This window comes from Delftia sp. BGA-UO-ETr-SB1 (assembly GCF_059567865.1).
Genome location: NZ_JCAQOW010000006.1, coordinates 2,129,932 through 2,150,798 on the forward strand (window position 1 = coordinate 2,129,932; position 20,867 = coordinate 2,150,798).

Sequence of the window (20,867 nt, forward strand, 5' to 3'; positions counted from 1 at the left end):
ATCCCACTGACTGATCACTGCTCGTGCGCGCCTTGCTGGCGCGCATGCCATGCCGTCGTCCGCGCGCTGACTGCGCACGGCCCGGCCATGCCCGTCCCCGCGTTGTCCGCAGGGGAGGGCCCATCTCTTACTCAACCCCTCGACTGTCGTTTCGCGGCAGATGCATGCCATGGTGAATCCAACGGTATTGGCGGGAATGGCCCCCGCTCGTTTTCCATCCTTTTCGCGCAAGGCCTTGCAAGGCGCGATCTGCAGCCTGCTGGTGGGCTGGAGTGCCGGTGCCTCGGCACAGGCATCCCAGCCTCCCATGACCCAGGCGGCACCCGCCGCGGCTGCAGCCGCCGAGGCCGCAGCGGCCCGCGTCCTGGTCACGCCTAAGGCCGCATCGACAGCTTCAACGGCTTCGGTGGCTTCGGCCGCCGCACAGCGCCTGCCCCACCTGAGCCTGAACGAGGTCGTTCGCGCCGTGCTGGACCACAACCCCGATCTACGCGCTGTCGAGCAGTCGCGGACCACGGCGCGCGCAGGCGTGGTCAGCGCCTCGGCGCTGCCCAATCCCAAGCTCGAATGGAACCAGGGCCGAAACAGCGCCCGCGTGCCCGGCGCGGCGGCCGGTACGGTGCAGGGCTGGGCCGTGGCGTTGCCCATCGAGAACCCCGCCGTGCGCGGTGCGCGCGTGGAGGCCGCCAAGGCAGGCGAGCAGGGGTCGGTGCACTTCGTGGCGACCACGCGCAATGCGCTGGTGGCCCAGGTGCGGCTGCGCGCCTACGAGATGGTGCTGCGCGAGGCGGAGGTCGAGGCCGCCAAGGAGGCGGTGCGCCTTCTGGAGCAGGCCCATGAGCGCGTCCGCGTCCGCGTGGACAGCGGCGAGGCGGCCCGCTACGAAATCATCAAGGCCGATGCCGAAATCATCCAGGCGCGCCAGCAGGAGCAGACCGCAAGGCTGCGCGCCGAGCAGGCGCAGCTGTCGCTGGGCCGCCTGGCCGCAGGCCAGCTGCCCGTGCGCTTCCGCCTGGATGTGTCGCTGGAGGATCCGTTGCGCATCGAGGACATGGGCGAGATCGATCCCATGGAGCATCCCGAACTGCGCCAGCTCAAGGCGGAGGTCGAGCGTGCCCAGGCGCGGCTCGACGGGGCCAAGGCCTCGCGCTGGCCGGGCGTGGAGCTGCGCTACGGCCAGACGCGCGAGCCCGACGTGCGCCTGAACACGGTGGGCGTGAGCATCCAGATCCCCTTGCTCGACCAGCACCGCGGCCCCATCGATGAGGCCGCCTCCGAGCTGGAGCGCGCGCGTCTGCAGCTGGAAGGCCGGCAGATCGAGCTGCGCCAGCAGACGCTGCAGGCCTGGAAGGAGCTGGAGATGGCACGACTGCGCACCCAGGCACTGAGCCAGGGTTCGGTGCGCGAGGCCGAGTCGGCCCTGCGCGTGGCCGAGGCCGCCTACCGCTTCGGCGAGCGCGGCATTCTCGATGTGCTCGATGCGCAGCGCGTGCTGCGCTCCATCCGTGCAGACCTGCTCGATGCGCGCTACCAGCTGCAGGCGGCGCGCATACAGCTCGAATACCTCGCGGGCCGCTACGACGATCCGTCCGCGCTGTGAAGCGCGCCGTCCCTGCCTCACACCCGAAATCAGAAACGAACATGTCCTTGAATATGCATCCGAAACCCATCGCCGCCCGCGCAGGCAGCAGCACCTTGGTGAACTCCCTGGCCCTGGCCGGCCTGCTGGCCGCAACGCTGGCGCTGAGCGCCTGCGGCAAGAGCGAAGAGGCCGAAGCCAAGGCGGCGCCCGCGGCGGCCGCTGCCCAGGAGCAGGACCCGATGGAGGTCCGTGTGACCGCCGAGATGGCTCCCAACTTCGCCGTCAAGCCCGTGGCGCAGGCGCAGATCGCGCTGCTGCAGGAGGTATCCGGCCGCATCGAGGCCAATGAGCGCCAGGTCACCCGCATTGGCGCGGCCGCCACGGGGCGCGTGACCGAGGTGCTGGTCGAAGTGGGCGACCGCGTGCGCGCGGGACAGGTGCTGGCCCGCGTGGCCAGCCCCGAGCTGACCACCGCCCAACTGGCCTATCTGCGTGCGCACTCCGCCGCCACGCTGGCCGAGCGCGGCGTGGAGCGCGCACGCCAGCTGATCGCCGCTGACGTCATCGGCTCGGCCGAGCTGCAGCGCCGCGAGTCCGAGCTGTCGATTGCCCGCGCCGAGCAGCGCGCTGCCGGCGACCAGTTGCGCCTGATCGGCATTCCCGACAGCGCCATCGCCCAGCTGCGCGACAAGGGCACGCTGCAGTCGCATGCGGCCGTGCTGTCCACAGGGGCCGGCGTGGTGATCGAGCGCAAGGTCAGCTCCGGCCAGGTGACCCAGCCCGGTGATCCGCTGTTCACCGTGGCCGACCTGAGCAGCGTCTGGGTGGTGGGCGCGATTCCCGAGCAGATGGCCAGCGGCGTGCGTGCCGGCCAGGCCGTGGAGATCGCCGTGCCCGCCCTGGGCGAGCGCGTGCTGTCCGGCCAGATCGTGCATGTGGGCGACACCGTGACGCCCGAGACCCGCACCGTCACCATCCGCACCCAGGTGGACAACACCGAGCGCGACCTCAAGCCCCAGATGCTGGCCACCATGCGCATCCAGGGCGAGGTGCGCCAGCTGCTGGCCGTGCCGGCCGAGGCCGTGGTGCGCGAGAACGACCGCGACCATGTCTTCGTCAAGAAGGGCGAGAACCACTACCGCCTCACGCCCGTCGAGCTGGGCACCGCCAGCGGCGGCATGCGCCCCGTGAACAAGGGCGTGGCCGATGGCACGGTCATCGTCACCACGGGCGCCTTCCACCTGAACAACGAGCGCAAGCGCGCAGAGCTGGAGTAAGCCCATGATCGCTTCCATGATCCGGGCCGCACTGAGCCAGCGACTCATCGTGATCGTGCTCTCGCTGGTGCTGTGCGGCTTTGGCCTGCGCGCCGCCATGAATCTGTCGGTGGATGCCTTTCCTGACGTAACCAATGTCCAGGTCCAGGTCGCTACCGAGGCGCCAGGCCGCTCGCCCGAGGAAATCGAGCGCTTCGTGACCGTGCCGCTGGAAATCGCCATGACCGGCATGCCGGGCCTGGTGGAGATGCGCTCGCTCAACAAGAGCGGCCTGTCCATCATCACCCTGGTCTTCACCGATACCACCGACGTGTACTTTGCGCGCCAGCTCGTCACCGAGCGGCTGATGGAGGTCACGCCGCGCATGCCCGAAGGCATCATCCCCGTGCTGGGGCCTGTGTCCACGGGCCTGGGCGAGGTCTACCAGTACACGCTGGACCATCCCGACGACGGCAAGCGGGCCCTCACGCCCGAGGAGCTGACCGAGCGCCGCACCATCCAGGACTGGGTGGCGCGCCCGCTGCTGCGCTCCATTCCCGGCGTGGCCGAAATCAACTCGCAGGGCGGCTACGTCAAGCAGTACCAGGTGGAGGTCGACCCCGGCCGGCTGCGCCACTACGGCCTGTCCGTGCGCCATGTGGTCCAGGCCATCGCCGACAACAACGCCAACGCCAGCGGCGGCATCCTGCCCCAGGTGACCGAGCAGTACCTGATCCGCGCCGTGGGCCTGATCCAGTCGCTGGAGGACATCGGCAACATCGTCCTCAAGCAGGATGGCGGCGTGCCGGTCTTCGTGCGCGATGTGGCCGAGGTCCAGCTGGGCCAGGAAGTGCGCCAGGGCGCCATCATCAAGGGCGGCTATACCGAAGGCGTCTCCGGCATCGTGCTGATGATGCGCGGCGGCAATGCCAAGGAAGTCGTCACCCGCGTGAAGGAGCGCGTGCAGGAGATCAACTCCAAGGGCATGCTGCCCGGCGGCCTGCAGATCGTTCCCTACTACGACCGTACCGACCTGGTCGACTCGGCGCTGTGGACCGTGGGCAAGGTGCTGATCGAGGGCATCCTGCTGGTGGTCGTGGTGCTCTTCATCTTCCTGGGTGACGTGCGCTCCAGCCTGATCGTGGTGGCCACGCTGATCATCACGCCGCTGACCACCTTCATCATGATGAACCGCTGGGGCATCTCGGCCAACCTCATGTCGCTGGGAGGGCTGGCGATCGCCATCGGCCTCATGGTCGATGCCACCGTGGTGGTGGTGGAGAACGTGTTCCACAAGCTCGGACAGGCCGGCGACAGCATGGGCGCACGCGTGCGCACCGTGCTCTCGGCCACCACCGAGGTGGCCACGCCCACCATCTTCGGCATCGCCATCATCATCCTGGTGTTCCTGCCGCTGATGACGCTGCAGGGCATCGAGGGCAAGATGTTCGGCCCGCTGGCGCTGACCATCGCGATCTCGCTGGCGGTCTCGCTGGCCGTGTCGCTGTTCCTGTCGCCCGTGCTGTGCTCGTACTTCCTCAAGGGCGGCGCGGACCATGACACGCGCCTGATCGCCTTCCTCAAGCGCCACTACCTGCGCCTGCTGGACCTGGCCACCGCGCGCAACCGCGCCACGCTGGCCGTGGCCGTGGCGCTGCTGCTGGGCTCGCTGGGACTGTTCCCGCTGCTGGGCAAGTCCTTCATGCCCACCATGAAGGAGGGCGCGCTGACGCCGCAGATCAACCGCGTGCCCAGCATCTCGCTGGACGAGTCCATCCGCATGGAAATGGCGGCGATGAAGGCCGTGGCCGAGGTGCCCGGCGTGCTCAGCGTGGTCTCCAAGCTCGGACGCGGTGAATCGCCGGCCGATCCCGCAGGCCCCAACGAGTCCGACCCCATCGTGCTGCTGGACCCCGAGTCCGACCGCACCCAGGACGAGATCGACGAAGACATCCGCCAGCGCCTGTCCTCGATCCCGGGCGTGCAGATCGTGCTGTCCCAGCCGATCTCCGAGCGCGTGGATGAAATGGTCACGGGCGTGCGCTCGCAACTGGCCATCAAGGTCTTCGGCGACGAGCTGGACGATCTGCGCGATGTCTCCGAGCAGGTGGCCCGCATCCTCAAGAGCGTGCCGGGCAGCACCGACATCCGTGTCGAGCGGCTGTCGGGCCAGCAGGCGCTCACGGTGGATATCGACCGCAAGGCCATTGCCCGCCACGGCCTGAACGTCACCGACGTGCAGGGCGTGATCGAGTCGGCCATCGGCGGCAAGGACGTGACCACGGTCTACGAGGGCGAGCGCCGCTACAACGTGGTCGTGCGCTTCCCCGAGCCCTTCCGTGGCTCGCCCCAGGCTGTCGGCGCCACCTTGCTGACCACCAGCACCGGCGCGCAGGTTCCGCTCAACAGCGTGGCCCGCATCGAACTGGTGGACGGACCCGCGCAGATCAGCCGCGAAGGCGGCAAGCGGCGCGTGGTGGTGGGCGCCAACGTGGAAGGGCGCGACCTGGGCGGCTTCGTGACCGAAGTGCAGCAGCGCATCGACAAGGAAGTGCAACTGCCCGACGGCTACTACTTCAAGTACGGCGGCCAGTTCGAGAACATGGAGCGCGCCATGGGCACGCTGCAGGTGATCGTGCCGCTGACCATCGTGGCCATCTTCTTCCTGCTGTTCGTTCTGTTCAATTCGGTCAAGCTGGCCGGGCTGATCATCCTGGTGCTGCCCTTCGCCTCCATCGGGGGACTGATAGGCCTGTTCGTCACGGGCGAATACGTGAGCGTGCCGGCATCGGTGGGCTTCATTGCGCTGTGGGGCATTGCGGTGCTCAACGGCGTGGTGCTGGTCAGCTGCATCCGCAAGCTGCGCGAGGATGGAATGGACGTGGCCGAGGCCGTGCGCGAAGGCTGCGTGCAGCGCTTCCGCCCCGTGATGATGACGGCCACCGTCGCGCTGCTGGGCCTGGTGCCCTTCCTGTTCGCCACCGGCCCCGGCTCGGAGGTGCAACGCCCGCTGGCCATCGTCGTGATCGGTGGCCTGATCTCGTCCACCCTGCTCACGCTGGTGGTGTTGCCGACCCTGTACCGCTGGTTTGACGAAAAACCGCTGGAAGCCTGATGAAGGAGACACTGCAATGACCATGAAGGAAATCCGGGCCATCGTGCGCCCCAGCCGCCTGGAGCGCCTGCGCGACGCGCTGCGTGCCATTCCCAACTTCCCCGGCGTGACGCTGTTCCGTGCCGAGGGCTTCACGGCCCCGGCCGCCATCGACAAGCGCAGCGTGAAGGAGGAGTTGACCGACTTCTCCGACAAGGTCATGGTCTGCGTGCTGGCCGAGGCCTCCATGGTCGAGCCCATCCGTGCGGCCATCACCACGGCCTGCCATTCGGGCCAGGTCGGCGACGGCCTGGTCTGGGTGGTGGACATCGCCGAGATCCACCGCATACGCGATGGGCAAAGCCTGGCCTGACCCGGGCTTGAGCAGGGCGCCGGAATGCAGGGCGACATAAAAAAGTCATGCATTCCGGAATTGCCCCAAAAACGCTGTGCTACAATTTTTGAATCGCAGCAACGAAGCAGTGCAACGTTGCAGCAAGGGGGTATAGCTCAGCTGGGAGAGCGCTTGCATGGCATGCAAGAGGTCATCGGTTCGATCCCGTTTACCTCCACCAAAAATTGAGACTTGAGTATTTACGCAAGTTCTAGGATTGACCCTATCGTCTAGAGGCCTAGGACATCACCCTTTCACGGTGAGTACCGGGGTTCGAATCCCCGTAGGGTCGCCAAGTTTGCAGCACTTGGCTCGAAAGAGCGCAAAAGCTGTCTGCCAGGAGTGGTAGTTCAGTTGGTTAGAATACCGGCCTGTCACGCCGGGGGTCGCGGGTTCGAGTCCCGTCCACTCCGCCAGATTCCTTGTGCAAACCAAGCGTCTGCACAGACAAGAAGCCACCGCAAGGTGGCTTTTTTTCGTCTGCAGGTTGCAGCAGCAGGCTGCGCTCCTTTCGCTTTTCCTGCCTGCGCACCCAGCCCTTCGGTGCCCCCGCGCTGCGCTTGGGGCATCACCAGTCCGTCATGAACCAGGCCCATCATCCATGGCGAGGGAAAGCCATGGGCGACGGGAATCCATAGGCACCGGCTGCCGATTTTCCAATGCCGATAGCCGTGTCTTCGTTTGCCTTGGCGGGACGTCTTCCAGACAGGTACGAGATGCCGATCCAGACCCGGTTTTGTCGCCGGAGCTGTTAATGCTTCTCATTTCATGTTCTGGAAAACGTTAAAGGAGCACCACTGCATGCCTTGGTCCCGGTTCAAGTTTCAGCACGTCTGCAAGGCCGCACAGCCCTTGCCGATCCTGTTCCAGGACGCATGGGCCCGGCGAGGTCGGCCGCCGCCATGAGGCCGGTATGAAGCCGGTATGAGGCCGATCTAAGGCCTGTCTCCCCAAGTCACGCCGATGCGCATCGGCGTGCACTGATGCCCTGCGGTCAGCGGTTGTGCCGCCGCTTTCCGCCTGTGCCGAGTCCCGTTCCCGTCTTTTTGCACGGGCGGCGCGCCGGCAGTCCATCGACCTGCGGTCGACATTTCCCCTTGACGTTCTTGCCTAGCTTGCGAGAGGAACTGCATCGTGTCCTTGAATCACACACATTCTTCGCTGGAAGAGGTTTTCATTGCTTCGCGTGGACAGTTGGTGAGGGTCGCGCGAAGAATTCTCAGGAATCCTGAACTGGCAGACGACGCCGTGCAGGACACCTATCTGCGCGTTGCCGAGATGCGCAGCGATGCCGAGATCGCCAAGCCCGCCGCCTACTGGACGCGCGCCGTCTGCAACATGGCGCTGGACTACCTGCGCCGCCAGGAGCGCGAGAACAGCTACCGCACCCACGGTGTGGATGTGGAGACGCTGGAGATACCGGACAGCCGCTCGCCCGAGCGCCTTTTGTTCGAGTCCCAGGCCATACGCCTGATCGACCAGGCCCTGGACGAGGTGCCGCCCAAGACCCGCGAGACCTTCGAGCTGTACCGCATCAAGGGCCTCACCCAGCGCCAGATCGCCGAGCACATGGAGTGTGCGCTGGGCCTGGTGAACGCCAGGATTGCCGACGCCTGCAAGGCCATCCATGTCCACCGCTCGCTGCTGGACCACCATTGAACGGTGCAGCCCCGCGCACGACCCGGAACCGGCGCGCACGCGGCGTGAACAGTTTCGGATTCGGAACGTCATGTTCAACAGAGGCGCAGTACCGGGTCGCCGCGATCCGGTACTGGCCTCACCGATGTTCAACCGCATAAAGGACGCCTGCATGTCTACAAGCTGCTTCGACCGCGAAGACGAAACCTTCATCGTTCTGGTCAACCACGAGGAACAGTATTCCATCTGGCCGCACTGGAAGGCCGTGCCCGGCGGCTGGACCGCCGTGGAGGGCGTGAAGGGCGACAAGAAAACCGTGCTCGACTACGTGGACGCCACCTGGACCGACATGCGGCCCAAGTCGCTGCGCGTGTGGATGCAGCAGCAGGAGCAGGCGGGTGCCGGCGCCGCGCTGCAAAGCGATACCGATACCGTGATCGAAACCGCAGCGGGCTGACGCGCATGCACGCGCCGCTGACCCTGCTGTGCCTGCCGTGCGCAGGCGCCAGCGCCACCATGTACCTGCGCTGGCGCAGGCTGCTGCCCCACTGGATCCGCATTGCGCCGGTGGAGCTGCCGGGGCGGGGCAGCCGGCTGGGCGAGCCTGCGGTCGAGGACTTCGGGCAGCTGGTCTCGCTGCTGTGCGCCGAGCAGCGCCAGGCCATGCGCGGCCGCTTTGCGCTGCTGGGCCACAGCATGGGCGCGCTGCTGGCCTTCGGCATGGCGCGGCAGTTGCGCGAGCAGGGCAGGGAGCTGCCGCTGGCCCTGGTTGCCTCGGGCAGCCCGGCACCGGCCTGCCGCGATCCCGAGCGCTTCGCGGGCAAGGGCGACGATGCGGCGCTGATTGCCGATCTGCGCAGGCAGGGCGGCACGCCCGAAGAGGTGTTTGGCAGCCCCGAGCTCATGCGCATCACGCTGGATGTGCTGGGGTCCGACTACCGCGTCTGCGAGAGCTTCGGCCATGTGCCCGCTGCGGGCCTGCCGCTGCCGGTGCACGTCTTTGCGGGGCGGCAGGACGACATCGAGGCGCCCCGCGTCCAGGCCTGGTCGCAGGAGGCCGCCGGGGCCTTCACGCTGGACTGGTTCGAGGGCGGGCATTTCTTCATCAAGCAGCGCGAAGGCGATGTGCTGGCCGTGCTGGCGCAGCGCCTGGCCGGGTCCCAGTCACTCCAGGGGGAAATCCATGCAGCTCGTGTCCGTGCGTGAGGCCATGAGCCAGGGCATCGAGGTCTTCAGGCTGGACCTGGACCTGTCGGCCGAACTGAGCGACAGCCTGCCGCACCTGACCCCCGAGGAGCGCGGTCGCGCCGCGCGCTTCGTGCGGGCCGCCGACCGGCTGCGCTTCGCACAGACGCGCGCTGCCACGCGGCGGCTGCTGGGGCGCAGGCTGGGCTGCTGCCCGGCCGATGTGCCGCTGGCGGTCGGCGTCCACGGCAAGCCCTTTGTCGACGAGGACCCGCTGCGGGCACCGCTCTTCAACGTCTCGCATTCGGGCGGCCATGCGCTGATCGCGCTGGCCGACCCCGGTGGCGTGCTGCACCTGGGAGTGGACATCGAGCAGCACAAGCCCGACCTCGATGCCGAGGTCATGCTCGACGCCGTCTGCACCGACCAGGAACGCGCCAGCGTGCGCCGTGCGCCTGATCGGCTGGCGGCCTTCTACCAGCGCTGGGTGGGCAAGGAAGCCGTGCTCAAGGCCATCGGCATCGGCGTGGCCGACCACCTGCGCTCCATAGGCATCAGCCCGGGAGGGGACGGACGGCTGGCCATCGCCTGCGCGGTCCCCGACTGGAATGGTTTTCAAGCGATGGCGCTGCCAGCGCCGCCGGGCTACGCGGCAGCTCTTGCGTGGCGCACCAAGGAATCGACATGAACGAAACCCTCCAGCGCTTCGAGCGCAAGGCCCCCGCGGGCTCGCTGCTTCCCCAGCTCATCACGCCCGCCCAGCCGGGCCAGGACCTGCTGGCTGCGCTGCCGCCGCTGCGCCGCGACATCGACGAAGCCCTGCTGACCACGGGCGGCGTGCTGCTGCGTGGCTTTGGCGTGCCCGATGTGGAGACCTTCCAGCGCTTCGCCTCGGCCTTCGGCCATCCGCTGCTCAAGTACGAATTCGCCTCCACGCCGCGCAGCGCGGTCGAGGCCTCCAGCGGCGCGGGCGTCTACACCTCCACCGAATACCCGGCCCACCAGAGCATTCCGCTGCACAACGAGCAGGCCTACACGCGCGAGTGGCCCATGAAGATCTGGTTCCACTGCGTCACCGCATCGCCCGAGGGCGGCGAGACGCCGATTGCCGACAGCCGTGCGGTCTACCGCCGCATTCCGGCGCGCATCCGCGAGCTGTTCGAGCCCGGAATCCTGTACGTGCGCAACTTCGGCGAGATGGACGTGCCCTGGCAGAAGGTATTCAACACCGAAAGCCGCGCCGAGGTCGAGGCCTTCTGCCGCCATGCGCGCATGGACTGGGAGTGGAAGGAGGACGACGGCCTGCGCACGCGCCAGCTGTGCCAGGCCATGGAGAGCCACCCCGTCACGGGCGAGATGGTCTGGTTCAACCAGGCCCACCTGTTCCACATCTCGGCGCGCGAGCCCGAGGAGCGCGAGGTGCTGGAGGAGGTCTACGGCATCGAGAACCTGCCGCGCAACACCTTCTTCGCCGACGGCTCCACCATCGGCGACGACATCTTCGCCGAGGTGCGCGCCGCGCTGGACGCCGAGACCGTCAGCTTCCCCTGGGAGCAGGGCGACGTGCTGATGCTGGACAACATGCTCGTGGCCCATGCCCGCTCGCCCTTCAAGGGGCCGCGCAAGGTCATCGTCGCCATGGCCGAGCCGCGCAGCAATCTGGACCGTTTCTGAGAACCCGGGAGGCAGCTGACATGCTGAGTGGACAAAGTGCAATCGCGGCAGCAGGCCAGGCGCCGGCCAGCCTGGTCGAGCATCTGAGGGGCCTGGCGCAGCAGCGGCCCGACGACATCTGGCTCACCGTGGCCGCCGTGCAGGACGGCCGCGTGGTCGAGCGCAGCCACAGCTACGGCGAGTTCGACCGCCGCGTGCGCGCGCTGGCCGCCCGGCTGCAGCAGCTGTGCCCCGTGGGCGCGCGCGCCCTGGTGATGATGGACAACGACGAGCACTACGCCGCCAGCATGCTGGCCTGCTTCTACGCGGGCGTGATCGCCGTGCCGGTGCCGCCGCTGGAATCGCTGCGCGTGCAGCATCTGGAGCGGCTGCTGGGCATCGTGGGCGACGCGGACGCGGCCTGCGTGATCAGCACGGCCGAAGTGATGCAGGCCCTGCCCGGTGCCGATGCGCGCTTTGCCGGCATTGCCGCCGTGGCCGCCGACCAGGTGGACCTGGCCGATGCCGACGCCTGGCGGCCCCATGCGCCGGCTGCCGACGACATCGCCTTCCTGCAATACACCTCGGGCTCCACCTCGGCGCCCAAGGGCGTGATGGTCAGCCACGGCAACCTCATCGCCAACGAGGCTGCCATCCAGCAGCGCATGGACATCGGCGCGGGCGACCGCTTCATGTCCTGGGCACCGCTGTACCACGACATGGGCCTGATCGGCGGACTGCTGCAGCCGCTGTACAGCGGGCTGCCGCTGGTGCTGACCTCGCCGCGCCTCTTCCTGGAAAGCCCCGTGCGCTGGCTGGAGCTGATCTCGCGCCACCGCGCCACCATCAGCGGCGGCCCCGACTTCGCCTACCGCATGTGCCTGGAGCGCATCAAGCCGTCGCAGCTGGCGCAGCTGGACCTGTCGAGCTGGCGGCTGGCCTACACGGGCGCCGAACCCGTGCGTGCCGACACCGTCACGGCCTTCGCGCAGCGCTTTGCCGCCTGCGGCCTGCGGCCCGACGCGGCCTATGCCTGCTACGGCTTGGCCGAAGCCACCCTGTTCATCACCGGCGGCAGTTGCGGCGCGGGCGCCACGATCACGTCCTTCGATACCGAGGCCCTGGCGCAGGGCCGGGCCGAGGAAAGCTCCGGCGCCTCGCAGACCACCCCGCTGGTGGGCTGCGGCCCTGCCGTTCCCGGCCATGCGGTGAACATCGTCGATCCGCACAGCCTGCAGGTGCTGGAGCCCGGGCGCGTGGGCGAGATCTGGGCGCACGGCCCCAGCATCAGCCAGGGCTACTGGGGCAAGCCGCAGCAAACGCAGCAGGCCTTTGTCGAGCATGCAGGCCGGCGCTGGCTGCGCACGGGCGACCTGGGCTTCGTGCACGGCGGGCAGGTCCATGTGGCGGGCCGCATCAAGGACCTGATCATCGTGCGCGGGCACAACCTCTACCCGCAGGACATCGAGCGCGTGGTCGAGGCCGAGGTCGAAGCCGTGCGCAAGGGACGCGTGGCCGCGTTTGCGGTGGAAGGGCCGTCGGGCGAGGGCATAGGTGTGGCCGCCGAGATTTCGCGCGGTTTGCAAAAGCTGGTGCCGAGGGAGACGCTGGTCGACGCACTGGCTGCCGCCGTGGCCACGGTCTTTGGCGAGGCGCCGGCCGTCGTGGTCCTGCTGGAGCCCGGCGCGCTGCCGCGCACATCGAGCGGCAAGCTCCAGCGCCAGGCCTGCAAGAAGGGCTGGGCGCAGCGCAGCCTGGAGGCCTATGCGGTCTGGGAGAACGGCGCCTTTGTGGACGCAACGGCGGACTCTGTGGCAAATGACGGTGCAGACCCAGCCGTCCCACTGCGCGATGCGACCGAGACTGCGCTGGCCATGCTCTGGTGCGAAGTGCTGCGCCGTGCCGAGCTGCCTGCGGGCGATCCGCAGTTCTTCCTGCTGGGCGGCAACTCCCTCTCGGCCGTGCAACTGGCTGCACGCGTGTCGCAGCAGTGGGGCGTGGACTTTGCGCCAAGCCTGCTCTTTGACCGGCCCCGGCTTTCGGCGTGCGCGGCTGCATTGCGCGAACTGCAGGCGGCAGGACCCGGAACTGGCATCCCTCGTCCTGGCCCTGTGGCGCGCGGCCCCGGTGCAAGCCAGCCCCTGTCCCACGCCCAGCAGCGGCAGTGGTTTCTCTGGCACCTGGATCCTGCGGGCACGGCCTACCACGTGGCGGTGGAGCTGCAGCTGGGCGGCACGCTGGATGCGCAACGGCTGCACGCGGCCCTGGAGCGCCTGGTGGCACGCCACGATGCGCTGCGCACCGTGTTTCTGCCTGCCGCCGACGGGTCGGCCCGGCAGCATGTGCTGGATAGCGGCGGCCTGGAGTTCCAATGGCTGGACCTGGACCACGAGCCGCAGCGTGCCCCTGAAGAGGCACGCCGCCTGCACGCCAGGCCCTTCGACCTGGGCAAGGGCCCGCTGCTGCGTGCGCTGCTGATGCGGCTTGGGCCGGATGACCACCGTCTGGTGCTGGTCATGCACCACATCGTGTGCGACGGCGTATCCCTGCAGAACCTGCTGGACGAGCTTGCGCAGCAATACCTCCATCTGGGTGATGCGGCTGCGGCCGCCGAGCCCGCTGCCCCCGCATTGCAATACGCCGACTACGCAGCCTGGCATGCGGCCTGGCTGGATGGCGGCGTGCGCGAGCGGCAACTGGCCTACTGGCGCGGGCAACTGGGCAGCGAGCATCCCGTGCTGGCCTTGCCCAGCGACCGGCCGCGCGCCGCGGTGGCCCGCTACTCGGCTGCCCGGCATGGCTTCGCGCTGCCTGCGCCGCTGGTGGACGCGTTGCGCGCGCGTGCCGCCGAAGCCGGCGCCAGCCTGTTCATGGTGCTGCTGGCAGGCTGGCAGGCCGTGCTGCACCGCCATACGGGCCAGCAGGTGCTGCGCCTGGGCGTGCCCGTGGCGGGCCGCCAGCATGCGGGCACGCAGGGCCTGATCGGGTTCTTCGTCAACACCCTGGTGCTGCAGGCCGAGGTCGATGGCCGCACCCCGCTGGCCCAGGTGCTCAATGCGGCCAGGCGCGCCACGCTGCAGGCCCAGGAGCACCAGGACCTGCCTTTCGAGCAACTGGTGGAAGACCTGCAGCCCCAGCGCAGCCTGGCGCATCCACCGCTGTTCCAGCTGATGTTCAACCATGTGCATGAGGACTTGCGCGGCTTCGAGCGCATGACGGGCTGCATGGCCGAAGCGGCTTCAATGCCCGGAGGCACGGCGCAGTTCGAGCTGTCCCTGGAAGTGCGTGAACGCGCAGGCGGCGCCGTGCGCGTGGGCATGGACTATGCGGCCGAGCTGTTCCTGCCCGCCACCATGGAGCGCCTGGGCCAGCACTATCTGCGCATGCTCGAGGCCCTGGCCCATCACCCCGAGGCGACTGTGGGCGAGGTGGATCTGCTGTCGGAGGAAGAACGTGCCGAGCTGGTGGCCTGGCAGTCTGGGCAGAGCGGGCAGGGCGGGCAGGGCGGCCATGCCGTGCCCGAGCTGGTCCATGCCGCCTTCGAGCAGCAGGCGCGTCGCAACCCGCAGGCCACGGCCCTGGTCTTTGGAGAAGACTCCTGGAGCTATGGCGAACTCAATGCGCGTGCCAACCGCCTGGCCCACCATCTGATCGCGCACGGTGTGCGGCCCGAGGTCCAGGTCGGCATTGCCATGGAGCGTTCGCTGGACATGGTGGTCGGCCTGCTGGCCATCCTGAAGGCCGGCGGCGCCTATGTGCCCATGGACCCCGAGCACCCGGCCGAACGCCTGCGCTATATGGCCGACGACAGCGCTATCGGCCTGCTGCTGACCCAGTCGGGCCTGGTCGCAAGGCTGCCGCCCGCGCTGCAGCCGCTGTGCCTGGCGGTGGACGCCATCGATCTGTCCTCCCGTCCGGCCCATGACCCGGGCGTCGCGCTGCACGGCGAGAACCTGGTCTACGTCATCTACACCTCGGGCTCCACCGGCCGGCCCAAGGGCGCGGGCAATCGCCACCGCGCGCTGTGCAACCGCCTGGCCTGGGGCCAGCAGCACCAGCCGCTGGCCGCGCAGGACACCGTGCTGCAGAAGACGCCGTTCAGCTTCGACATCTCGTTCTGGGAGTTCTTCTGGCCGCTGTCCACAGGCGCCCGGCTGGCGCTGGCTGGGCCCGGGGAGCATCGCGATCCTGCGCGTATCGCGGCCCTGGTCGAGCGCCATGCCGTCACCTGCATCCACTTCGTTCCGTCCATGCTGCAGGCCTTTCTGTCCAGCGGCCATGCCCCGTCCTGCACAGGACTGAAGCACATCGTCTGCAGCGGCGAGGCCCTGCCGGCCGAGCTGCGCGACCGCGCACTGGCCCTGTTGCCGGGCGCGCGCCTGCTCAACCTCTACGGGCCGACCGAAGCCGCCATCGAGGTCACCTACCACGACTGCCGCGAGCCTGGCCCGCAGGCCGTGCCCATCGGGCGGCCGCTGGGCAACGTGCAGGTGCATATCGTCGACGCTGGCCTGCAGCCCGTGCCGCGCGGCGTGGCCGGCGAGCTGCTGCTGGGCGGCCTGGCGCTGGCGCGCGGCTACTGGGGCCGGCCCGCGCTCACGGCCGAGCGCTTTGTGGCCAGCCCCTCGGCGCAGGCCGGCGAGCGTGCCTACCGCACGGGCGACCTGGTGCGCTGGAACGAGCACGGCGAGATCGAGTACCTGGGCCGGCTGGACCACCAGGTCAAGATCCGTGGCTTCCGCGTGGAACTGGGCGAGATCGAAGCCGCCCTGCTGGCCGTGCCAGGCCTGCGCGAGGCGGTGGTGGTCGCAGACGCTGCCGAAGGCGGCAGCCGGCTGGTGGCCTACCTGGCCGGTGAAGGCGCCGCGCTGCAGGACCTGGCTGCACTCAAGGCGCAGCTGGGCCGCAGCCTGCCCGACTACATGGTGCCCTCCCTCTTTGTGCGCCTGGACGCGCTGCCGCTCAACAGCAACGGCAAGGTGGATCGCAAGGCGCTGCCGGCGCCCGCGCCCCTGCCTGCATCGGGCGATGGTGCGCAGCCGTTCGAGGCGCCCGAAGGCGGTGTGGCCGAGACCATTGCCACCATCTGGCGCGAGCTGCTGCAGCTCGAACGCATAGGCGCCAACGAGAGCTTCTTCGACCTGGGCGGGCATTCGCTGCTGCTGATACGCGCGCACCGGTTGATCGAGGATGCGCTGGGCAGCGGGCTTTCGGTGATCGACATGTTCCAGCACCCGACCGTGGCCACGCTGGCCCGCCGCATCGAGGCGCAGCGCGGCGCGGGGGCGGCCCAGGAAGGACTGCAGGACCAGCAGGCCGACGCACGCGCCCAGCGCCGCCGCGCCGCGCTGCTGGGCCGCCGTGGTCTGACCGAGGAGGTGAACTGATGCGTGCTCAGGATGCAGGCTACAGCGGCGTGGAGATCGCCATCATCGGCATGGGCGGGCGCTTTCCGGGCGCGGACAGCGTGGACGCGCTGTGGCGCAACATCCGCGAAGGCCGCGAATCCGTGACGGCCTTCAGCGACGAGGCCCTGCGCCACCAGGGCACGGAACAGGCCCTGCTGGACGATGCCGCCTGCGTGAAGTCCGGCGTGATGCTGGAAGGCCTGGACTGGTTCGATGCCGGCTTTTTCGGCTACACGCCGCGCGAGGCCGGCCAGATCGATCCCCAGCAGCGCGTCTTCCTCGAATGCGCCTGGCAGGCGCTGGAGCATGCGGGCTATGACGCCGAGCGGCTGGACGCGGCGGCCGGCGTGTTCGCGGGTGCGGGCGCCAATCTCTACCTCATGCGCCATCTGCTGGGACGGGCCCAGTGGAGCGGCGGCATCGCCGAGCTGATCGCCCTGCTCAACGGCAACGCGGCCGACGCCCTGTGCACGCGCGTGGCCTACAAGCTCAATCTGCGCGGCCCGGCCGTGACCGTGCAGACGGCCTGCTCCACCTCGCTGGTGGCCGTGCACATGGCCTGCCAGTCCTTGCTGGGCATGGAGTGCGACATGGCCCTGGCCGGCGGGGTGTGGCTCAACCTGCTGCAGGGCGCGGGCTACCTGCACCAGCCGGGCGCCATTCTGTCCTCGGACGGCCATTGCCGCGCCTTCGATGCGCGCGCCGACGGCACCATGCTGGGCAGCGGCGCGGGCGTGGTCGTGCTCAAGCGCCTGGACGAGGCACTGCGGGACGGCGACACCGTCCATGCCGTGATCCGGGGCAGCGCCGTGAACAACGATGGCGCGCGCAAGATCGGCTACAACGCGCCCAGCGTGGACGGCCAGGCCGAGGCCATACGCGCCGCCCAGGCCATGGCCGGCGTCGATCCCGCCTCAGTGGGATATGTCGAGGCCCATGGCACGGGCACCACGCTGGGCGATCCCATCGAGATCGCGGCGCTGACCCAGGCCTTTGGCGGGGCTGGGGGACTGACGGGGCGTGCGCCCGGTCACTGCGCCCTGGGATCGGTCAAGACCAATGTGGGCCACCTGGACGCCGCTGCCGGAGTGACCGGCCTGATCAAGGCCGTGATGGCGCTGCGCCACCGCACCCTGCCGCCCAGCCTGAACTTCTCCACGCCCAACCCGCGCGTGGACTTCGCTGCCAGCCCCTTCCGCGTCCAGACCGCGGCGCAGGACTGGCCTGCCGGCCCGCTGCCCCGGCGTGCCGGCGTGAGTTCCTTCGGCATGGGCGGCACCAATGCGCATGTGGTGCTGGAGGAAGCTCCGGCCACGCTCCCTGCCGATCCATCGGAAAGCGCAGGGCGTACGCACCAATTGCTGCTGCTGTCGGCGCGCACGCCGCAGGCGTTGCAGGCCTCGGCCAGCCAGCTGGCCAGACATCTGGAGCAGCACCCGGGCCTGGCCCTGGCCGATGTGGCCCACACCCTGCGTGTGGGCCGCAAGCGCCATGCGCACCGGCTGGCCGTGCTGGCCCATGGAGTGACCCAGGCCATCGAGGCGCTGGACCATCCGGCGCCTCTGGTGCATTTCACGGGCAGCGTGCTCTCGCCCCAGCCCGGCCTGGCCTTTCTGTTCCCCGGCCAGGGCGCCCAGCACGCAGGCATGGCGCGCAGCCTGCATGCGCAGGAGCCGGTGTTCCGCGACATCGTGGACCGCTGCTGCGAGAGGGTGAGGACGCAGACCGGCATGGACCTGCGACCCTGGCTGCTGGCGCAGGCTGACGATGCCCAGGCAGCGCAGGCGCTGGCGCGCACCGAGGCCACGCAGCCTGCGCTGTTCATCGTCGAGTACGCCATGGCGCGGCTGTGGATGTCCTGGGGCCTGCAGCCCGAGGCCATGCTGGGCCACAGCATCGGCGAGTATGTGGCGGCCTGCATCGCCGGGGTCTTCTCGCTCGACGATGCGCTGGACCTGGTGGTCGCGCGCGGCCGCATCATGCAGGCCACCGAGCCCGGCGCCATGCTGGCCGTGGGCCTGCCTGAGGCCGCGCTGCAGGACTGGCTGTGCCGGGGCTGCGATCTGGCCGCCGTCAATGCGGCCGATCTGTGCGTGCTCTCGGGCCGGCCCGACGCCATTGCGGCCGCCGAGCAGGCCCTGGCCGGCACGGGCGTGCTGCTGCGCAGATTGCAGGTGTCGCACGCCTTTCATTCCGCGCTGCTCGATCCCGTGCTTGACGCCTTTGCGCACCAGCTGGCCAGCGTGCGGTTCAACCGGCCTGCCATGGCCTTCATCTCCAACCTCAGCGGCCGCTGGATCCGCGACGAAGAGGCCCAGGACCCCCGCTACTGGCTGCAGCATCTGCGCGGCACGGTGCGCTTTGCGCAGGGCCTGGACACGCTGCTGGACCAAAGCGACCGCATCCTGCTGGAAGTGGGCCCGGGCCAAGGCCTCAGCGGCCTGGCCCGGCGCCATCACAAGGCTGGCGCACGCACGGTGCTGGCATCGCAGGCAGCCGCCAACCGCGAAGAACTTCAGGCCGACCAGCCCGCGCGCTGCCTGGCCCAGCTTTGGGCGGCGGGCGTTGGCGCGGCCAAGGCACCGCTGCTGAACAGCGCACAGGGCGCGCGCCGCGTGCCCTTGCCCGGCTATCCGTTCGAGCGCGAATCGCACTGGGTTGCCGCCACGGTGCCGGCCTCTGAGGCCGCTCCTGCTGCTCCCGGTGGTCTGCACGGCACCGATCCCCGGGGCTGGCTGTATGCCCCTGTCTGGCAACGCTCAGCGCCCGTTGTACCGGCCGCCGCGGTACCCGCCGGCGGCTGCATGCTGCTGCTGGCCGAGGCCGGATCGACACTGGCCGAATCCCTGGCGCAGGCCTGGTCCGATACCCAGCCCGCGCCCGTGGTCCGCATCGAACCCGGTCCGCTCCATGAACGCCTGGGGCCTGCCCGCCATGCGCTGCGCATGACCGAGCGCAGCGACTGGACGCGGGCCCTGGGGCAGATAGCGGCCGAGATCGGCCCGGTGGCCTGCATCTGCGATCTGTGGAGCCTGGGCACGCTGGATGACGCACAGGCGGCTGAGCGCTGCCTGCTCGGCCCGCTGGCCCTGGCCCAGGCGCTGGAGGCCGTGCCTGCCGCATCCGCTGTGGGCGCTGCTGGCCGGCAGCAGATGCTGCTGGTCACGGATGGGCTGGAGGACGTGACAGGGACCGAATCCCTGCAGCCCGCCAAGGCCATGCTCCATGGCCCCTGCCTCGTGATTCCCCAGGAGCTGCCGGGCATGGCCTGCCGCATCGTCGATGTGCTGCCTGTGCAGAGCGGGCATGCCCAAGGGATGGCAGCGCTGGCGCAGCGCATCCTGGCCGAGTTCAGCGAGCCCGCACCGGCCTGCGTGGCCTTGCGCGGCCCGCACCGCTGGACCCGGCGTTACGAGCGCATTGCGGGGCAGACGGCACCCGCCGTCACGCCAGCTGCGCCAGCCACCGCGCCGCGCCTGCGCCGTGGCGGCTGCTATCTGATCACGGGCGGCCTGGGCGGCATGGGGCTGGCGCTGGCCCGGCACCTGGCCGAGCACTGGCAGGCCCGGCTGGTGCTGCTGGGCCGCTCGGCGCTGCCTGAACGGGGTCAGTGGCAGGCACTGGCGCAGGATGCGCAGACGGAACCTGCGCTGCGTGCCCGGCTGCAGCAGTTGCTGGAGCTGGAACGGCTGGGCGCCCAGCTGTGCCTGGTGCAGGCCGATGTGGGCAGCGAAGCCCAGCTGCGCACTGCGTTGGAACAGGCGCAGCGCGCTTTCGGCGGAATGCATGGCGGCATCCACGGCGTCATCCACGCCGCCGGACTGGCCGGCGACGGCATGCTCGCGGACAAGCGGGCACACGAGGTGATGCAGGTGCTCGCGCCCAAGCTCCAGGGCACGCGGGCCTTGCTGGCCGCACTGGCCGGGCAGCCGCTGGACTTCATGCTGCTGTGCTCTTCCCTGGCCGCCGTGGCGGGCGGCCTGGGCCGCATCGACTATGCGGCCGCCAATGCCTGCCTGGATGCGCTGGCCGTGGCCCATGGCCGCACGGCCGGCTGGCCGCTGATTTCCGTGGGCTGGGACGGGTGGCGCGGCGTGGGCATGGCGGCAGGCACGTCCATGCCCGAAGGTGTGGGCATCGCACCGGAGCAGGGCGTGCATCTGTTCGAGCGCATCCTGGCCGGCCCTGTGCAGCCCCATGTCTGCGTGTCCACCACCGATCTGGAAACGCGTCGCCATGCGGACCTCGCCGAGTTGCTGGACCAGGCCCTGCCTGCAGCAGCGACAACGGCAGCGACGGCGGGGCCTGCGCCCACCCAGGCGCGGCCCGGTGGCATGGCCGGCTTCGTGGCGCCCGAGGGCGACCTGGAGACCGGTCTGGCCGCGCTCTGGAGCGGCTTCCTGGGCGTGGCTCCCGTGGGCGCCGAGGACAACCTTTTCGAACTCGGCGGCGACTCGCTCATGGCCATACAGCTGCTGGCGCGCGTGCGCCAGGCCTATGGCGTCGAAATCCATCCTGCGGCCTTGCTGCGCACGCCCACGGTGCGGCGCCTGGCCGAACTCGTTGAAACCCGGTTGATCGAGGAAATCCAGGCGCTGGACGCCGAAGCCGAGCCCGCCCCGACCACCGCATCGCCGATTTATTCGTGAAGATCGCC

The 20,867-nt window shown here is 69.3% G+C and carries 11 protein-coding genes and 3 tRNA genes; all 14 read left to right on the top strand.

Annotation, left to right across the window (positions count from 1 at the left end):
- Positions 1-169: 169 nt before the first annotated feature.
- The 14 genes from AC57B5_RS28365 (at position 170) to AC57B5_RS28430 (ending at position 20,859) form a co-directional block, all read left to right on the top strand.
- Positions 170-1,600 (top strand): TolC family protein, encoded by a 1,431-nt coding sequence (locus tag AC57B5_RS28365; protein WP_496400749.1) that lies wholly within the window; start codon positions 170-172, stop codon positions 1,598-1,600.
- Between the two features lie 41 nt (positions 1,601-1,641).
- On the top strand, positions 1,642-2,859 hold the full coding sequence (locus AC57B5_RS28370; RefSeq protein ID WP_043824398.1) for an efflux RND transporter periplasmic adaptor subunit: 1,218 nt from the start codon (positions 1,642-1,644) through the stop codon (positions 2,857-2,859).
- Positions 2,860-2,863: 4 nt separating this feature from the next.
- Positions 2,864-5,953, top strand: coding sequence for an efflux RND transporter permease subunit (locus AC57B5_RS28375; RefSeq protein WP_065348134.1), 3,090 nt, complete (start codon positions 2,864-2,866; stop codon positions 5,951-5,953).
- 16 nt (positions 5,954-5,969) lie between these two features.
- The gene (locus AC57B5_RS28380; RefSeq protein WP_012206561.1) at positions 5,970-6,305 is read left to right on the top strand and encodes a P-II family nitrogen regulator; all 336 of its coding nucleotides are present in this window, start codon (positions 5,970-5,972) and stop codon (positions 6,303-6,305) included.
- A gap of 126 nt (positions 6,306-6,431) precedes the next feature.
- Positions 6,432-6,507 (top strand) — tRNA-Ala (locus AC57B5_RS28385).
- 38 nt (positions 6,508-6,545) lie between these two features.
- Positions 6,546-6,621: transfer RNA gene (locus AC57B5_RS28390), tRNA-Glu, on the top strand.
- Between the two features lie 44 nt (positions 6,622-6,665).
- Positions 6,666-6,742, top strand: a tRNA-Asp gene (locus AC57B5_RS28395).
- 718 nt (positions 6,743-7,460) lie between these two features.
- Positions 7,461-7,985, top strand: coding sequence for a sigma-70 family RNA polymerase sigma factor (locus tag AC57B5_RS28400; protein ID WP_043824402.1), 525 nt, complete (start codon positions 7,461-7,463; stop codon positions 7,983-7,985).
- Between the two features lie 151 nt (positions 7,986-8,136).
- Positions 8,137-8,421 (top strand): MbtH family protein, encoded by a 285-nt coding sequence (locus tag AC57B5_RS28405; protein WP_034395838.1) that lies wholly within the window; start codon positions 8,137-8,139, stop codon positions 8,419-8,421.
- Positions 8,422-8,426: 5 nt separating this feature from the next.
- On the top strand, positions 8,427-9,170 hold the full coding sequence (locus tag AC57B5_RS28410) for a thioesterase II family protein (protein WP_319074701.1): 744 nt from the start codon (positions 8,427-8,429) through the stop codon (positions 9,168-9,170).
- Positions 9,148-9,837 (top strand): 4'-phosphopantetheinyl transferase family protein, encoded by a 690-nt coding sequence (locus AC57B5_RS28415; RefSeq protein ID WP_012206557.1) that lies wholly within the window; start codon positions 9,148-9,150, stop codon positions 9,835-9,837. Before AC57B5_RS28410 ends, AC57B5_RS28415 begins: the two co-directional genes overlap by 23 nt.
- Complete coding sequence (locus AC57B5_RS28420; protein ID WP_016450666.1) at positions 9,834-10,823, top strand: TauD/TfdA family dioxygenase; 990 nt, start codon at positions 9,834-9,836, stop codon at positions 10,821-10,823. The genes AC57B5_RS28415 and AC57B5_RS28420 overlap by 4 nt, the downstream gene beginning before the upstream one ends.
- A 20-nt stretch (positions 10,824-10,843) precedes the next feature.
- Positions 10,844-16,189, top strand: a complete 5,346-nt coding sequence (locus AC57B5_RS28425; RefSeq protein WP_496400750.1) for an amino acid adenylation domain-containing protein — start codon at positions 10,844-10,846, stop codon at positions 16,187-16,189.
- The gene (locus AC57B5_RS28430) at positions 16,189-20,859 is read left to right on the top strand and encodes a type I polyketide synthase (RefSeq protein ID WP_496400751.1); all 4,671 of its coding nucleotides are present in this window, start codon (positions 16,189-16,191) and stop codon (positions 20,857-20,859) included. Before AC57B5_RS28425 ends, AC57B5_RS28430 begins: the two co-directional genes overlap by 1 nt.
- Positions 20,860-20,867 lie beyond the last annotated feature (8 nt).

Excerpts from the sequence above, each read along its gene's own strand:
- AC57B5_RS28405 (WP_034395838.1), top strand. The coding sequence starts at position 8,137 with ATGTCTACAAGCTGCTTCGACCGCGAAGACGAAACCTTCATCGTTCTG.
- AC57B5_RS28370 (WP_043824398.1), top strand. The coding sequence starts at position 1,642 with ATGTCCTTGAATATGCATCCGAAACCCATCGCCGCCCGCGCAGGCAGC.
- AC57B5_RS28415 (WP_012206557.1), top strand. The coding sequence starts at position 9,148 with ATGCAGCTCGTGTCCGTGCGTGAGGCCATGAGCCAGGGCATCGAGGTC.
- AC57B5_RS28380 (WP_012206561.1), top strand. The coding sequence starts at position 5,970 with ATGACCATGAAGGAAATCCGGGCCATCGTGCGCCCCAGCCGCCTGGAG.
- AC57B5_RS28425 (WP_496400750.1), top strand. The coding sequence starts at position 10,844 with ATGCTGAGTGGACAAAGTGCAATCGCGGCAGCAGGCCAGGCGCCGGCC.
- AC57B5_RS28375 (WP_065348134.1), top strand. The coding sequence starts at position 2,864 with ATGATCGCTTCCATGATCCGGGCCGCACTGAGCCAGCGACTCATCGTG.
- AC57B5_RS28365 (WP_496400749.1), top strand. The coding sequence starts at position 170 with ATGGTGAATCCAACGGTATTGGCGGGAATGGCCCCCGCTCGTTTTCCA.
- AC57B5_RS28410 (WP_319074701.1), top strand. The coding sequence starts at position 8,427 with ATGCACGCGCCGCTGACCCTGCTGTGCCTGCCGTGCGCAGGCGCCAGC.
- AC57B5_RS28430 (WP_496400751.1), top strand. The coding sequence starts at position 16,189 with ATGCGTGCTCAGGATGCAGGCTACAGCGGCGTGGAGATCGCCATCATC.
- AC57B5_RS28420 (WP_016450666.1), top strand. The coding sequence starts at position 9,834 with ATGAACGAAACCCTCCAGCGCTTCGAGCGCAAGGCCCCCGCGGGCTCG.